The sequence below is a fragment of the Francisella hispaniensis FSC454 genome, from assembly GCF_001885235.1.
Taxonomy (GTDB): domain Bacteria; phylum Pseudomonadota; class Gammaproteobacteria; order Francisellales; family Francisellaceae; genus Francisella; species Francisella hispaniensis.
Map to the genome: position 1 here is coordinate 1,599,082 of NZ_CP018093.1, position 16,234 is coordinate 1,615,315.

Here is a 16,234-nt window from a genome sequence, read left to right on the forward strand (position 1 = left end):
AAGTATGACTAATTTAGAGCATATAAATAATTTTCTTGAAAACTTACTTTACCTTAAAAACTATTCTCAAGAAACTATCAATAACTACCAAAAAGATTTATTACAACTAAATCAAGCTCTTAATGATAAAAATATTACTAGCTTAACTTATAGTGATATATTGATATGGATAAAAAAGCTACACGCTCAAGGCAATTCTCCTAAGACACTCCAACGCAAACTTAGTTCAGTGAGAAGCTTTTTTAATTTTCTAATAAATAGTGAAATAGTAACACAAAATCCAGCTAGTGGTATCAAAGCACCTAAAAGTAGCAAAAGACTACCCAAAGTAGTCAACACAGATGAACTGGCATATCTACTAGATGTAAATCCAAGCAATGATATTGAGGCTCGCGATATTGCCTGTTTTGATCTGTTGTATAGCTGTGGAATTAGACTTAGTGAATTATCATCAATTGAACTAAAAGATATCAGTATCTCACAAAAAAGTATTCGTGTTACAGGCAAGGGTAACAAACAACGTATTACATACTTTGGTCCTAAAACCCTAAACAATCTTGATAGATGGCTTAAAATCAGAGATACCCTTAAACCAAACTGCAATTATCTATTTATTTCTCGTGATGGTAAACATTTGACAAATAGATCTATCCAAAAGCGTCTTGAGATATTTTCCCAAAAATATGCTAGCCGTCATATCCATCCACATATGCTAAGACATTCTTTTGCTAGTCATATGCTTGACTCATCTAAAGATCTACTAGCCGTGAAAGATTTATTAGGTCATGCTGATATTTCTAGCACACAGATATACACACATTTAAACTTCCAACAATTAGCAAATGTTTTTGATAAAGCACATCCTCGAGCAAAGAAAAAATAATGCAGATAAATATCTCTAACTTAGATGTAAAAAATCACCTTGATAAACTCATAGAAGACAGATTAGAATATGAGTTTTGCAAGCAACATAAATACTTATATCTTGAAAATGATAATCTAAAACTTCACTATGATAATAAAGAATTATTTATAGATTTTAATGATAGTGAAATCTTAAATAGAATAAACCCTAAAACTAAGAAATGCAGTGTTGTACAGGCAGTTGAAGGTCGCTCTAAAACTAAGCTTACTATCCTTGATACTACAGCAGGACTAGGTAAGGATACTTTTACACTAGCTGCCAGAGGTCACACTTTACTAACTCTAGAAAAAGATCGATATATCTATCTACTGCTAAAAGATGCTTTACAAAGAGCTCAACAAATAGATTATTTAAAAGAGATTGTCAATAAAATAACCTTAATCAATATAGATAGTAATGAATATATACTTAGAACTGATAAATCATTTGACTGTGTCTACATTGACCCAATGTTTCCACCACGTAAAAAAAGTGCTAAAGTCAAACAAGGTATGCAAATACTCCATCAAGTAGGATTTAATGATGAAATATCTAACTCAAATTTATTAGATAACATTATCCAAGCACGAATAACCACAAAAGCTGTGGTTAAAAGACCAATAAATTCCGACTTTCTCAGTAATAGAAAGCCAAGCTCTCAGCTTAAAGGCAAGACTAATAGATTTGATATTTACAGCCTATAAAAATATTAAATACTTCTTTTAGCATTAGTATATGAAGCAACAATTACTATTCCCGCAATAAATAGTAATATTGCTGATAGCCAATAGTACAGAATAAAATCTCTATAAAACTGTGGCGCATTTTGAATCACCATTGCAGAGTTTGCATAATTAACAGCATAACTAATAAATACTACAGAAAAAAATAATAATCCGATAGCTAATCTAAAAATAAGAAATACTCCACCTATTACAACCAACATATAGCATAAATAATCAAAACCAAAGAGTAACTTATAATCCAATATATAAGGGTTTACATATTTGTACATCAATCCAATCCATATGGCCAAGATAATTAATGCAATACCTGATATGGATAATTTCTTTTGTTTAGATACCTTGACATATGTTGGATTTCTTAACCAAATAATAGCTGCTAATATAGCGGTTAGTATCTGTGCAGATAAGTAGATCAGTGATGTTGATATTCCATACTTACCATAAATAAACACCTTTATAAGCAAACTAGCTAATACAAATAACCATGCATAGCTATTTTTTTTATAAAGTAAAAAAGCAAATATTAGTATAGATGCATTAGCTATACAGTCATAAATAACGTAGTCTAAAGTAATCATATAACCTCTTAAATTTTAAAAACTACTTAATGGTTGTAATATAAACATATATAATTGCAAATATAAAGTTTTAAAATATTTGTTTTTATGAATTATCCAAGATGTCTATACTTACTAATATTCATAGTAGTAGCTGCAAATATAGCTTATGCTAATGAAGATGATAACGTTTATACTTGGCGTGCTACAAATGGTACAGTAGTCTTCTCACAAACAGCACCAATTTTTGATCAAGAATATCAAAGAATTGGTGTTTACCATAAAAATCAAATCGAACAAAAAATCCCTGTTGAACAACAACTTGCTTCTTTAAAACACAATAACCTTTATTTAGATAAAGAAAGTACTCAAACAACTACAACCGAAGCAACTAATCAACTAGAGGTAGTTAAAGTGAAAATTATCTCACCGGCTAATGGTGAGAGCCGCTTTGTACATAATGAAAAATTAACAATAATACTAGAACCTAATTTAACAGCTGAAGATCATCCAATATTTATCATAAACGGTATACCTTACCCTGCTCATTTTGAAAATGGCGTTTGGAAGGTTAATCGACCAAATCCTGGTCAAGTAACTATTGCCGTTCGAGGTAGAACAAAAGATAATAAAATTATTAACTCTGATGATTCGGAATTTTACAGAAGGCAAGTATTAGGTAGATAAATTTAATCTAAGTACTCTTTTGATTAGAACTAATTTTATATATACTTGATACAATTAGCACTTTGAGAATTTAATAATGTCAAAATTTCATAAAAATATCTTTAGCATTATAATTTGCATATTGAGTTTTTTATCTATTGCTAAAGCAGCTGATACAAAAGTCTATTCTTGGCGTGCTGAGAATGGTAATGTAGTATTCTCAGAAGAAAAACCTAGCAATGATGTTGATTATAAAATTATTGAAGTAGGGCAGCCTACTGTTATTGACACTAAAGCTCCACAAAATCTTGGCAATGATAAACCAGTTAAAATAAATCAATCTGATGTGGCAAAACTAGCTACATCAGAGTTAGCTGAGAAAAACAAAGAAGTTCTTGAAGAGGGTCAGAATGCAGATTTAAGTGTACAGATTACATCACCTGCTAATGATGCTAATATTTTTACTAAAGAAGATAAGATTGCTATATCAACCAATCCTCAAATAGCTAGCAACGATAGTCCAACATTTATAATAAATGGTTCAGCAATTCCAGCAACTTATGAAGATGGACAATGGAAAATTGCTCGACCTACTCCTGGAGAGAATAAACTTAGCATCTCAGGACGCACTGCTCAAGGTAATGAAATAAAATCAACAAATGAAGTAACTTTTTATATCAAGAATGGCTGGTTACAACAAGCCAAAAATACTGGTAACTATAGCGGTAACTAACAAACATATTTGATTTAAATATAAAATAACTCGGCAGGCTAGTTGAGATTTTATACTATTGAATTACTTTTTGTTAATTACTAACCAGTCTCTTCATTATCATCCCAATTAACTTCTATAAATTTCTCAGGACTTTTCTCTTTGAGATGATTTAAATTAGGACAGCTTGTAGTATGAATAACCACTCCTTTTGAAACACTCATATAACCTTGAATTTGATCTGGATAAACAGGATGACAGCACTTAGCCATTTCATATTTCATACCATCAAAACCTGAAACTAAGACTTTTGGAGTTTTTGCTTTTATAGCTGTTGCTTTATATTTTTTCTTGATTAACTTCTCTTCTGCCGAATATGTATCAATAATATAGTTAACGACACTATTAGTCTTTAAGCTACCACCCTCAATCGCTGCAAAAAGACTATCACTTGTTTTCATATTAAACTTAGCAGCGACTTCAACAAAGTCAACCTCTTTAAGATCATAGCCTCTTAGTTCTTTTAGAAGACGATCTTTTCCTAACGCTATATTATCTTCTTTATTTTGCTCATTAAACCATTTAGTGACTCTTGATCTATTACGTGCAGAAGATAAATATCCTAAATTTTCTAATGCCCAATCTTTACTTGGATTTGGTTCTTTACCTGTTAGAATCTCAACTTTATCACCAGTTCTTAGCTTAGTTGTCAACGGTACTATCTTACCATTTAGTTTGGCACCCTTAGTACGGTGGCCAACCATAGTATGTACTGAGTAAGCAAAATCTAAAACTGTCGAACCTTCAGCTAAATCTATAAGCTCATTTGCTGGGGTAAATACATAAAGCCTTTTATTAAGCTCTTTTGTGATTTCACTTTCATCTTCATTAATCTCTCTCCCACTCAAGAAGGGATCTTAACCAAGCAACCCTGGCCTCATAAGAGGCATCAAACTTAACACCTTCTTTATAACGCCAATGAGCGGCAAACCCTAACTCAGACTCTTCATGCATTTGCTGTGTTCTAATTTGTACTTCAATATTCTGCTCGCCAACTTTGACAACTGTATGTATTGATTTATAGCCATTTGGCTTAGGGTGAGCAATATAATCACTAAACTCTTCAGGAATTGGTGAATATAGGTTATTAATCTCAGCAAGTACTTTATAACACTCGTCAACATTATTTGTGATAACCCTAACAGCTGTAATATCATATAAATCATCAAGTTCTTGATAACCTTTATTCTTAAACTTCTTGTATATACTATAGATATGCTTAACTCTACCTTGAATGCCAGCATGCAAATTGTACTTCTTAAGTGCCAACTTTAACTCTTGAATTACTTGAAGTAAGAAATCTTCGCGCTCTTTTCGCGTTGCACCTAGACTTTTAGCTATTCGTTTGTATTCATCTTGTTGTAAAAAGAAAAATGCTCTATCTTCTAGCTCCCATTTGATGGCACCTAAGCCAAGTCTATTTGCTAGTGGTGCATAGATATCTAACGTTTCCCTAGCAATAACTCTCTGGGTATTACTACTTAAAGATTTTAGATGGCGAATTGTACATAGTTTGTCGACAATCTTTACCAGAACGATTCTAACATCCTCAATAATTGTCAGCAGCATTTTCCTAAACGTATCAATTTGCTCTAAAGAGATGTTATCTGAGCGATACATCCTAATAGCCGACATTTTTCGCGTGCCTTGCAAAATCTTAAGTACTGTTTGATTAGTCGCCTGCTCGATATCTTCATCAGATATATCACCAAAATTATACAACTCATAAAGAATACCAGCAGAAACAGACTCTTCATCTGCTCTAATCTTGAAAAGTACATATGCCATCTCAATAGCATATAAAAATGAGCTGATCCCTGTAGGATGACGCACAGATTCAGCGCTTTTACTCTTAAGTAACTCTAAAGCTGCAGCTATAATCTCAAACTTATCACTAGTATAAAAACTTTTAAGCTCAGATATCAAAAGATCATCTTTTATCTGACCATCACTATCTAGAAGTTTAGAGTCAATAACTTGCATAATTACCCACTTTTTTTCTAAAAAAATACAAAGTCAGTCTATAAGCCGGGTTCTGTAATAGACAGTCATTTATCTAGGCCTATTGTCACCAATAAGCTCAAGCGACCTACCCTGCCACGATGCGAGCAACATCATAGTGGCACTATTTGGTCTTGCTTTAGATGGGGTTTACAATGCCATTGAATGTTACCATCAATGCGGTGCGCTCTTACCACACCTTTTCACCCTTACCTTACTAATAAAAATAAGGCGGTATATTTTCTGTTGCACTTTCCGTAGGCTCACGCCTCCCAGACGTTATCTGGCATCTTGCTCTATAAAGCCCGGACTTTCCTCACTCATTACAAGCGCGACTGTCCGACTGACTTTGCATTTATTAGCTTTCTCTAATTTTAGCTAACTCAATATTATTACTAGATTTTACCGAATTATACTCTTCCTGCAAAGCACATATTTTTGCATTATATTGTTTTTTTAATTTAATGACTTCACACTCAAGATCCATTCTATCGTTATTAAGTTTTAAACGATAACTATTATATTCTTCTTGCAGGCGTGTTCTATCATATCTAACTGCTTGGATCAGTTTAAAAAGCTCAATCATATCATTAGGGAACTGCTTAAGCCTATCTATACTAAACTCCTCAACACTAGGACTCTTACTATACTCATCGCCTACTAAGTCATCATTAGGAAAAGATTTTTTATTAATATCAAAATTAGGTTTCTTCATAGAAAATAATTAAAGATTTAAAAGTTAATGAAATTATATATGAGCTAATCTACCAAAGGCTACTAATAATTGCAATGCAATAATGCCAAGGCCACTAAATAATATCAAAGATAAGTATAATTTACTAAGAATATCATTTTTACCCTGCTTAGTTCTTATAACCCAAACCATTATAGCAGGCTGCACGATCAGTAACACTGATACAAAGATACTAGCATAACCTAAAGCAGCTATAAAACTATTGACAAAATATATCGCAAAAAGAAGCGGCGGTAATAAAGTTATCACCAAAGTTAGCAATTTTTTTCTTATATCTAAACCATAAAGATCTTTATTAAAAGAAAATAATGCTAAAGCAACACCTAAAAAAGATGTAATAATTGCAAAGTTCTCAAAAAGTCTTATAAACACTAATGGACCACTTTGCCCTAAACCTTCATAACCTTGTGCTAAAGTCTTGCCAGCTTTACTCAATACTATAAAACCATTATCTCCATATAGACTTACAGTTCCAAGTGTAGCTGCAACCCATACCAAATAAACAAGTAATGGCGCTAACGCTCCAATAGTGACTGTTCTTTTGAAAACAACATCATTCTCAAAATAATTTCTAATTGCTGGAATAACAATATGAAAACCAAATGATGTAACAAGGATAGGAATAGCAAACCAAACATACTCTACTCCAAGAGCTTTACTTTCTAGTAGAGTTGTACGAATTTGTGGTGCGACAAAAGCAATAAACAAAACAAAAGCTAGTACTTTTAAACTTAAAAATAGTTCATTAACACTAAATACTACTTTGATACCTTTATATATAAAAAAACCAAATATCAAACAAAATAGTAACTTTGCTAAGCTAGCATTTTCTAGATTTAACCAACCAAGTATATATGTTTGAAAAAGTTGTCCGCCCATAAAAATATAAGCCGTAAGCAACGAATATAATAATAATAGGTAAAATAACAGATTCAATACTCTACCAAGCTTACCTAATATACTATGTGCAATAGAGTCCATATCCGTACCTAAAGGCTGGGAAACATTAGCCTCGATAATCAATAAAGCAGTTGCATACATAATTATCCAAACAAGAAATAAAGCTGCTACTGCATAGTTAAACCCAACTGCTGCTACCGCAAAAGGAATCCCAAGCATACCTGCGCCAATAGCTGTTCCGGCTATAATAGCTATAGCACCAATTTGCTTAACTTTTGAGACTCGTTTCATTGCTTAACCTTTGAGCATTTTTTCCAAAAAACACTAAATTATACCAATTTTAATAATTTAATGTAAATAAACATCGACCAATCAATTAATACTAAATAAATATTTGCGATTATTGTAGTGACAATATAACTTAACTCAAAATACAAAACTAACCTTCACTTAAAATTTCTAGCTTGATTTTAAGAGCAAATAACTACAAACTTAACTCATATTTTTGACCTTTTAGCTATTATGAGTATTCAAAGAAAAGCTATTCTAGCACTTTTTATAGTTACGATATTTTGGGGAATAACATTTCCCTTAATAAAAATCTCTCTTGTGTATATTTCACCTGGGCTTTTTGTAGCTATTAGGCTTAGTTTGTCATGCTTATTATTTTTACCTTTAATTTTGAGAGCTAAATTTAACAACAAACTCTATTTGCTAAAAGTTGGGGCAATATTTGGCTCGCTTGAAGGTTTAAGTTTTTATTTCCAAACACATGGACTATATACAGTATCATCAAGCCAATCTGCATTTTTGACTGCTTTGAGTGTAGTTATGATTCCTTTTATTGGTAGCCTTTTCAAAGTTGATCGCCTAACAATATACGGTATAGTAGCCTCTTGTGTCTCATTGATAGGAATCTATGCATTATCTGGTGCAAGTTTTGACAATTTTACTATTGGCTACCTTTGGTCAGTGCTATGTGCTTTAATGTATGCTGTATCGGTTGTATATCTAAGCTATGAAACTAGAAAAGATCATCGTAGCGAAGCCTTTAAAGATTTACGCTTACTCATAATTCTACAAATAGCCTTTGGTATACCTCTACCACTAATTACTGATATATCATCTTTTATGTACTTACATTTTAATTATATATTGATAATCGCACTAACTTTTTGTGCAATTTCGACTATTACTTGCTACTACCTACAAAATACTTATCAAAAACATTTAAGCATGTCACAAGTTGCTGTTATATTCTCTTTTGAGCCTATTTTTGCAACAATCTTTGGAAAGCTAATAAATAATGAGAAAATATATTTATCAACTATTATTGGAGGCTCATTAATACTTGTGAGCTACTTTATAATTGAGATAGGGAATAGGAAAAGGCAAGACTAAGCCCTAGGATCAAAATTCATTTTTTCTTGCATCTGCTTATAGAACTCTTTTTTCTCGTCAGTATCAGCAGGTGGTAATTTGACATCATAAACAATATAGAAATCCCCATCTCCAAGACCTTTACCTTTGATACGCATTTTACGACCCGATTGACTACCTTCTGGTACTTTCATTTTTTTCTTACCATATGGGGTATCTATCTCTAATGAGGTACCAAGAGCCGCCTCCCAAGGTGCTATATTAATATGCTCATAAATATCATTGCCATCAACCTTATAGTTTTTATGATCGACCACTTCAACTTTGATATACAAATCTCCAGCTGGCGCATTTGCTCCAATGCCTGCACTACCTTTACCTTTGACACGTAGTTTTTTACCATTGCCCATAGCTGGTGGTATTTTGACATCTACACTTTTGTGTTGCATGGTTGGCATACCGTTAGCACCTACTTCTTGGTAATTATACGAAACTGTTCTTGAGCCTCCTTTGATCGCATCTTCGACATTTAAGCGCAAAGAGATATTTATATCTTCACCCTTTCTTGCTCTAGGCTGACCTCCACCGAAACCTCTAGCACTAGCTCCAGCTCCACCACCAAAAAGATCTCCAAAAATATCTCCTAAATCCTCAAAATTGAAACTTTGAGAGCGTCCTCCTTGAGAGAAACCACCAAAACCACCTCCAGCTCTGCCAAAACCGCCTTGCTGAACCTTATCCCAGTTTTCTCCATACGCATCATAGAGTTTTCTCTTCTCTTTATCACCTAAGACATCATAAGCTGTTTGAATTTCTTTAAATTTATCCTCAGCCCCTTTCTCTTTGTTTACATCAGGATGATATTTTTTTGCTAATCTTCTATATGCTTTCTTTATATCAGCTTCTGAAGCATCTCTACTAACTCCTAGTAAAGAATAATAATCTGCCATACTATTTAACTCCTAAAACTTATCAAATCAAAATACTTCTAAAATCTATAATATGGATATAAGGTCTTTTTGTATAAATACAAGCTATATAGTTTATTTTCAACTAAATTTTAGTACATGTATTTATTTGGTTGGATTATTGTGCTTAATACATACTTCAAAAACTACCTATTTTTTTGTAGCATAATATTCTTTAACAATATATCTAATCAAAGTACAATGGGAATAAATAGAGCTGTAACACCATACAAACAAGAGTTAGCCAAAAAACTAAATCTTTTTCACTTGATAGCTTTTGGTCTAAATTATATGATCCCTTTCGCACCCGCGATAATATTTGGCATCATCGCTAAAACATCTGGAACTACTGTGAGTTTACCATATCTTTTCGCTATGATTATTATGTCATTTACAGCTTTTAGTTATGTCTATATGGTCAAAAGAAATCCTGTAGCAGGCTCTTTGTATAGCTACGTCGAGTCTATCTTTGGCAAAAGATTGGGGTTTTTAGCTGGATGGATATTGTTTCTTGATTATATTTTAATACCTACTGTTGTTGCTATGAGTGCAACTATTTATCTACAACATTACATCCCAGAGATTCCATACTACGTGATTTTATGCTCATATGTATTAATAACCGGATTATTCAATCTTCTTGGTATTAATATAGTTGCTAATGTTGGACTAATATTATTAGTAATTATCGAAATTCTTCTAATAATCTGTTTATTTGTATTAGGTAGCTCTGCGATAAGTACCTCTCAAGGACTACTAAGCTTAAGACCTTTTGAATTTAACTCTATAAGTGGATTATTTACAGCAACTACCCTTTGTGTACTAAGCTACTTAGGTTATGATGCAATATCAACACTTGCAGAAGAGGCTAAAAACCCTAGAAGAGATGTCCCTAAAGCAATTATAATCAGTCTATTGTTCAGCGGCTTTATGATGTTCATCTTAGGTTATTTGGCTGTACTTGCGACGCCTAATATCAGTTCTAATTTTAATAGTCAAGACTGGGTTCAGAGCGCTTTGTTTTATATTATGAGTAATGCAGGCGGCTATAGTTTTACGATAGCATTTACAGCTGGTCTTATAGTCTGTATGGTTATTTTTAATATAGTCGCAACTGCAGCAGGTGCAAGACTTTTGTATGGAATGGGAAGAGATAGAGCAATCCCTAGGGCAATATTTGGTAAAGTAAACAAAAAATTCAAAACTCCTCACAACAATATACTAATTATTATAGTTATTGAACTAGTTCTTGGATTATTTCTAAACCTTAACTATATCGTTGATTTAGTAAATTTTGGCGCGATACTTGGATTTACTATTCTTAATATAGCAGTTTTTTACAAAATATTTTGTAAAAATAAAATTGAAAAATCGTATAAAAACATAACTATGCTTATTCCTCTTGCTGGTGCAGTATCTATGTTGATAATGATATCCATGATGGAGAAGTATACTCTAATAGTTGGAATAATATGGAGTATAATAGGTGTGGTACTAATGTTTAGTAACAAGCATCTAAAACCTTTTAGAAATAATTCCTCAAGTTTAACTTTAAGTATAAGCATAGGCGGTCAAAATAATAAACACGAGCAAATACAGGTACTTAAATCATATTGGAATTACGATCATTGGAACGTAAGTAATTCTCTACTAGAAATGATAGACACCATAAATCCTGAATCAATGATAATTATAGAGCAAGAACAAAAAGTAATTGGAAGTATAGTTGCATATAATTATGATTCTAATTTTGCTTATTTTGGACTTTACTACATTGTCTCTGAGTTTAGAGGACAAAACTATGGCGCATACTTAACAGGAGCTGCACTAATGCTCTGGCAAAGGCGTAATGTAGCATGCGATTCAGTATTTAGCCAGGTATTGAAATATCAAAAATTAGGCTTCAAACCAATTTATGAAAATAGACGTTTTGTATTTAGCTTAGAAATAACACATAAAATTTCAAAAAATATATTACCTGCTAAAAGTGTTGATATTAATGATATTATCAAATATGATTCTGAACATTTTTATTGTACAAGAGACAAAGAAATAACTTTTTGGATAAAGCACAAACTTAACGAATCATTTGTCTATCTAAATAGTGAAACTAAGCAAATAGAAGGATTAGTATGTATAGTACCATCTAAAGAAGCCTATCGTGTAGGGCCTCTTTATGCTAAAAATCCTAAAATTTGTATCGAGCTCTTAAAAGCCACAACTAACAATAAAATAAACAAGCTTATAAATATCGACATTCCTATGATAAACTCAAATAAAGACATTCTAATAAATCACTTTAATATGACACAAACTAGTCTTAAGTTTATCAGGATGCACAAAGGTAATCTTATAACCAAAAATATAAATAATCTGTACGGCCACCTATCAATAGAATTAGGGTAAAGACTATATATATCTAACTTGTAGCAATTTATAGCTCTTACTTCAAACATCAAACAACTCTAATCTAAGGCTAAAAACCCTATAGCAAGGAGTAAATTTAGAGTTATAATTATTTACCAGCAACAGCCTTATATATAAATCCTGCTAATATTGCCCAAATATAGTTAAAGACAATATTCATAATGAAGACTTCAGTCCCAGCATTTACTGCAAAAAAACCTTGTCCTGCTAATGGCATTTTAACTAAAAAAATTAAATAATATAACTGCTAAAGCTATAATCGAGCTTTTAATAAAAATATTCTTTGATAATGGTAGTGCAAATAAAATAGCCCAAACTCCACCCCATACCATTAGGCGATAAAGTTCGTACTTAAACTGATCATTAAGCTCAACTCCATGCTGACGAATAAATATAAATATAAAATATAAGACACAGGCACTAATTAATCCCGCCATAAAGCCCACAAAAGTTTTGTTTAAAAAATTTCTCATTATAATTGCTCCTTAATTTTTTCGTGACAGTAAAATTCATAACAACGGTACAGCGTAGTCCATAAAACTAACAATGTATAAATCAAACCTAGGACAAATACAGTACTCGGTAATAAAATCATAACTATAAAAAAAGATAAATGTTTCAGCTCTCTCAATCAAGCCAGGACTATAGTAAAAACTCTTTGATGATTCTTTTTGACTGAAAATCCCTACTAACAAAAAACTACTAATACAAACAATTATAGACATCATCATTAATAAACCAACCCATGCTATATCAAGCTGATTAATGAAAATTGCAATAATAATAAAACTCTCAACGAAACGATCACTCAAAATATCTAACATAGTCCCGAATGATGAAGAACTACCTTGTAAGCGTGCAACCGATCCATCTAAAATATCTAGATATCCTGATAACAGTAACAAAAACACACATAAGTATTGGTTTATAAAAAATGATGCTGCAGCAACTAAACCACAGATTAAAGATAATATTGTAATCAAGTTAGGCGCTATTATAGGTGCTACAAGCTTAGCAACATTATCAACAAAGATTTTCTGAAAAGCTGGTCTGATTTTTTGCTCTATCATAACCTCTTACCAAATACTTTCATTAACAATCTAACTAAGCGCCTAACTTTGTTACTATATAGTTTCGGTGTGAAATAACTTCCAGCAATTCTTTTATTTAGTTCACTCAAAGTTGGATATGCCACAATATGAGAAGCCATCTCTTTTATCTTTAGTTTATTTTTGATTGCTAGAGTCCATTGTACAATTAGTTCGCTAGCGTTCTCTCCTATAATTGTAGCTCCAAGGATATAACCTTTTTTACTTATTGCTATCTTTATCAATCCATTAGTTGCTAAACTTGCTACTGCACGATCATTATTTTGATATGATAGCTTTAAAACTTTAGCACCTTGAGTTTGTGCCTGTGCAATATTTTGTCCAACATGAGCTATTTCTGGGCTAGTATATATAGACCAGGGTAAGTTACTATAATCTACTTTTGCTGGTAGTTTAAAAAGGATATTCTGAATTACAATACCTGCATGAAAGCCAGCCACATGAGTGAACTGATACCCTCCGGTGACATCGCCTATAGCATAGATATTCTTATAGTTTGTTCTCAAGCGCTTATCAACATTTATACCTCTAGAGGTATACCTAACACCCACATTATCTAAATTTAACTTAGCTAAATTTGGCTGTCTCCCAGCTGCAACTAATAGATGCGACCCCTCGTAGTACTTATCGCCACAATAAACATTTATCTGTTGATTTTGCTGTTCAATCTCTGTGATATTCACATTTGTAATTATGTTGATACCTAGACGATCAAACTCCTTAATCACAACTTTGCGACATTCACTATCAAGCATACCCAAGATAGTATCTGAAGCTTCAAAAATTGTAACTTGGCTACCCAACAAAGCATAAGCCTGTGCTAGCTCTACACCTATGGGTCCACCACCAATAATCATTAAATGTTGCGACTTTTCTTTAAGTTCAAAAATTGTTTCATTGGTTAGAAAATCAATTGTATCCAAACCTTTAATATTAGGAATACTTGCTCTTGAACCAGTAGCTATAACAATATATTTAGCCTTGATAATATTATCACCGGCTTTGACTGTATAGCGATCAACTATCTCAGCATATTCTTGGATAACTTTGACACCTAATTTCTCAAAACGGTCGACTGAGTCATGTGGCTCTATTTTTGCTATAGTAGCTTTGATATGTGCTTGTACCTTGGCGTAATCAATATCTATGCTATCTACATTTATACCAAAGTCTTTAGCCTTATTTAATTTTGCAATAACTCTAGAAGCTTCTATAATTGCCTTAGATGGCACACAACCATAATTAAGACAATCCCCCCCCATCCTGCCACCTTCACAAAGAACTACGCTTGCACCCATTTGTACTGCACCAGCTGCTACAGAAAGTCCACCTGAACCACCACCTATAATACAAATATCTGTTTTAATCATAGCTACTTTCTCTTTTTAATAATTACTGGAACAATTGACAGTACTGCCAAGGCTATTAATGGTAAAATAAATTGTGGCTCTAATATGATACCTAAGTTAATATCTGCTCCTTGCTGAATTACATAAGCAAAGCTTGTACCAACCCATACATAAACAGCACTACCAGGAATTATCCCCAGTAGTGTAGCCCAGAAAAAGTCTCTGAATTTAACACCAAACATACCCGCTGCGATATTTATAATAAAAAATGGAAATATAGGTATTAACCTAAGAATCAGCAAATAATTAAAGACATCTTTTTCAAAGCCTCGTCGCATTTTTTCGATACTGCCTTTAGCCTTGCTCTTTAGTGAATCTCCCAATGCTGTTCTAACAGCAATGAAAACTACACTTGCTCCTAATGTTGCAGCTAATACAACAATAATTGAACCTAATACCAAACCAAATAGTAAACCACCTAACAAAGTCATAATAGTAGCCCCTGGTATAGATAATGCTACAACTACTATGTATGCAACCGAAAATACCAATAAACAAGCTAAAAAATGCTGATTAGCAAAGTCTAATATTGTTTGATAGTTGTTTTTGAGTGCTTCAAGAGATAAATACTGTTGCCCCCCAAAACTAAAGAAAGAGATTATGCCAATGATTAGTACTGCTATTGGAAAAAATTTATAAAATTTACTATTTGCCATTACTTCGCTATTATCTAATGTATCTAAATTACATAATATACTTATGCTCAAAGAAACTCATCAAATTTATTTAGCTGCAATTAACAAAGAAAATTATAAAACAGTATTTTATGCCGAAGAAATTAAAACTCCTATTGGTAATCTCATTGCAATTGCTGATGATAATTACCTATATGCTTGCTTTTTTATTAGTGATTTAAATATTTACTCGATAGAAAAATTACTAAAAGCGTATAATGCAAAAATATCATTCAAAACAAATGACATAACCAACCAAACTAGAAATCAACTTGATAAATACTTTAAAAAAGAATTAAAAACATTCTCTATTCCCCTAAAACTAACAGGCACTGATTTTCAAAAACAAGTTTGGCACGAACTGATAAAGATGCCGTATGGAAAAACTACCAGCTATCTTGAAGAAGCTACAAATATCGGTAAACCAACCGCTTTTAGAGCTGTAGCTAATGCTAATGGTAAGAATCTATTGCCCATAATTATCCCTTGTCATCGAGTAATTAATACCAACGGTAAACTTGGTGGTTATACCGGTGGATTAGATAAAAAAGAGTTTTTGTTAAAGCTTGAGTCAAATAAAGAGTCTTAATTAAAGCTGCTGCTGAAATTTTAGCAAAATAATTTTTTAACATATTCAGACAGTAAGGATTGAATTATCTATATCTTACAACTGATTCATCAAAGTCAAGTATAATATTTGACTTTTCAGTATTCTAAAATTAGAAAATATTGATAAAATTTCAATGAGCTCAAAGCTTGATAATCCTTGTTTTTAAAGCTATTTGAGGGATAGATTTAAATTCATACTAGCCAAGCGCCAACTTGGCTAGTAACAAGTTGTTTAACCGTGCGGTCAAACCCTCGCCATAAAACTGACTGCACTCCAAATCCAAGGAGAAAAAATGTTTAAATTAATAACTAAGCTAATTTTAAACATTCACATAATAATCATTATTTTATAAAAAAA

General features: G+C 32.3%; 13 protein-coding genes, 1 other RNA gene and 4 pseudogenes. 8 read left to right on the top strand and 10 right to left on the bottom strand.

All coding sequences use genetic code 11. The features are described from left to right. The first annotated feature begins 4 nt into the window (after positions 1-4). Positions 5-883 (top strand): tyrosine-type recombinase/integrase, encoded by an 879-nt coding sequence (locus tag FSC454_RS07895; RefSeq protein ID WP_066046811.1) that lies wholly within the window; start codon positions 5-7, stop codon positions 881-883. Next, a complete protein-coding gene (locus FSC454_RS07900) occupies positions 883-1,608 on the top strand; it encodes a class I SAM-dependent methyltransferase (protein ID WP_014548861.1) in 726 nt (241 codons plus the stop codon). The genes FSC454_RS07895 and FSC454_RS07900 overlap by 1 nt, the downstream gene beginning before the upstream one ends. Before the next feature lie 5 nt (positions 1,609-1,613). On the opposite strand, the gene FSC454_RS07905 is transcribed toward FSC454_RS07900, so the two are convergent. Then, positions 1,614-2,228: a hypothetical protein gene (locus tag FSC454_RS07905; RefSeq protein ID WP_066046809.1), complete on the bottom strand. Its 615-nt coding sequence runs from the start codon at positions 2,226-2,228 to the stop codon at positions 1,614-1,616. An 87-nt stretch (positions 2,229-2,315) separates the two neighbouring features. Here FSC454_RS07905 and FSC454_RS07910 point away from each other — a divergent pair, with 87 nt between their 5' ends. Continuing rightward, positions 2,316-2,894, top strand: a complete 579-nt coding sequence (locus FSC454_RS07910) for a DUF4124 domain-containing protein (RefSeq protein WP_066046807.1) — start codon at positions 2,316-2,318, stop codon at positions 2,892-2,894. 76 nt (positions 2,895-2,970) lie between these two features. Next, positions 2,971-3,606 carry a DUF4124 domain-containing protein gene (locus FSC454_RS07915; RefSeq protein ID WP_066046805.1) on the top strand — a complete coding sequence of 212 codons (636 nt, stop codon included), beginning with the start codon at positions 2,971-2,973 and terminating at the stop codon, positions 3,604-3,606. 80 nt (positions 3,607-3,686) lie between these two features. Here FSC454_RS07915 and FSC454_RS07920 read toward each other — a convergent pair. From FSC454_RS07920 to FSC454_RS07935, 4 genes and pseudogenes are all read right to left on the bottom strand, one after another. Then, positions 3,687-5,628, bottom strand: a pseudogene (locus tag FSC454_RS07920) (RelA/SpoT family protein). A 25-nt stretch (positions 5,629-5,653) separates the two neighbouring features. After that, positions 5,654-5,997: RNase P RNA component class A (rnpB, locus tag FSC454_RS07925), an RNA gene on the bottom strand. Positions 5,998-6,004: 7 nt separating this feature from the next. After that, the gene (locus FSC454_RS07930) at positions 6,005-6,361 is read right to left on the bottom strand and encodes a hypothetical protein (protein ID WP_014548866.1); all 357 of its coding nucleotides are present in this window, start codon (positions 6,359-6,361) and stop codon (positions 6,005-6,007) included. A 33-nt stretch (positions 6,362-6,394) separates the two neighbouring features. Further along, positions 6,395-7,591, bottom strand: a complete 1,197-nt coding sequence (locus tag FSC454_RS07935; RefSeq protein WP_066046803.1) for an amino acid permease — start codon at positions 7,589-7,591, stop codon at positions 6,395-6,397. A 231-nt stretch (positions 7,592-7,822) separates the two neighbouring features. Between FSC454_RS07935 and FSC454_RS07940 the strand changes: the two genes are divergently transcribed. Further along, complete coding sequence (locus tag FSC454_RS07940; protein WP_066046801.1) at positions 7,823-8,701, top strand: DMT family transporter; 879 nt, start codon at positions 7,823-7,825, stop codon at positions 8,699-8,701. Here the strand turns inward: FSC454_RS07940 and FSC454_RS07945 are convergent. Further along, on the bottom strand, positions 8,698-9,630 hold the full coding sequence (locus FSC454_RS07945; RefSeq protein WP_066046799.1) for a DnaJ C-terminal domain-containing protein: 933 nt from the start codon (positions 9,628-9,630) through the stop codon (positions 8,698-8,700). The genes FSC454_RS07940 and FSC454_RS07945 overlap by 4 nt on opposite strands. Positions 9,631-9,849: 219 nt before the next feature. Here FSC454_RS07945 and FSC454_RS10035 point away from each other — a divergent pair. Beyond that, a pseudogene (locus tag FSC454_RS10035) lies at positions 9,850-11,085 on the top strand (APC family permease); the annotation flags it as partial. A 246-nt stretch (positions 11,086-11,331) separates the two neighbouring features. Then, on the top strand, positions 11,332-12,054 hold the full coding sequence (locus FSC454_RS10040) for a GNAT family N-acetyltransferase (protein ID WP_341853300.1): 723 nt from the start codon (positions 11,332-11,334) through the stop codon (positions 12,052-12,054). A gap of 109 nt (positions 12,055-12,163) precedes the next feature. Here FSC454_RS10040 and FSC454_RS07955 read toward each other — a convergent pair. From FSC454_RS07955 to FSC454_RS07970, 4 genes and pseudogenes are all read right to left on the bottom strand, one after another. Further along, positions 12,164-12,548 (bottom strand): annotated as a pseudogene (locus FSC454_RS07955) (membrane lipoprotein). Further along, a pseudogene (locus FSC454_RS07960) lies at positions 12,548-13,145 on the bottom strand (CDP-alcohol phosphatidyltransferase family protein). Before FSC454_RS07960 ends, FSC454_RS07955 begins: the two co-directional pseudogenes overlap by 1 nt. After that, positions 13,142-14,554, bottom strand: coding sequence for a dihydrolipoyl dehydrogenase family protein (locus tag FSC454_RS07965; RefSeq protein ID WP_066046793.1), 1,413 nt, complete (start codon positions 14,552-14,554; stop codon positions 13,142-13,144). The pseudogene FSC454_RS07960 and the gene FSC454_RS07965 overlap by 4 nt, the downstream one beginning before the upstream one ends. Positions 14,555-14,556: 2 nt before the next feature. Continuing rightward, positions 14,557-15,249: a TVP38/TMEM64 family protein gene (locus tag FSC454_RS07970; protein ID WP_066046791.1), complete on the bottom strand. Its 693-nt coding sequence runs from the start codon at positions 15,247-15,249 to the stop codon at positions 14,557-14,559. Between the two features lie 43 nt (positions 15,250-15,292). Between FSC454_RS07970 and FSC454_RS07975 the strand changes: the two genes are divergently transcribed. Continuing rightward, the gene (locus FSC454_RS07975) at positions 15,293-15,856 is read left to right on the top strand and encodes a methylated-DNA--[protein]-cysteine S-methyltransferase (RefSeq protein WP_066046788.1); all 564 of its coding nucleotides are present in this window, start codon (positions 15,293-15,295) and stop codon (positions 15,854-15,856) included. Positions 15,857-16,234 lie beyond the last annotated feature (378 nt).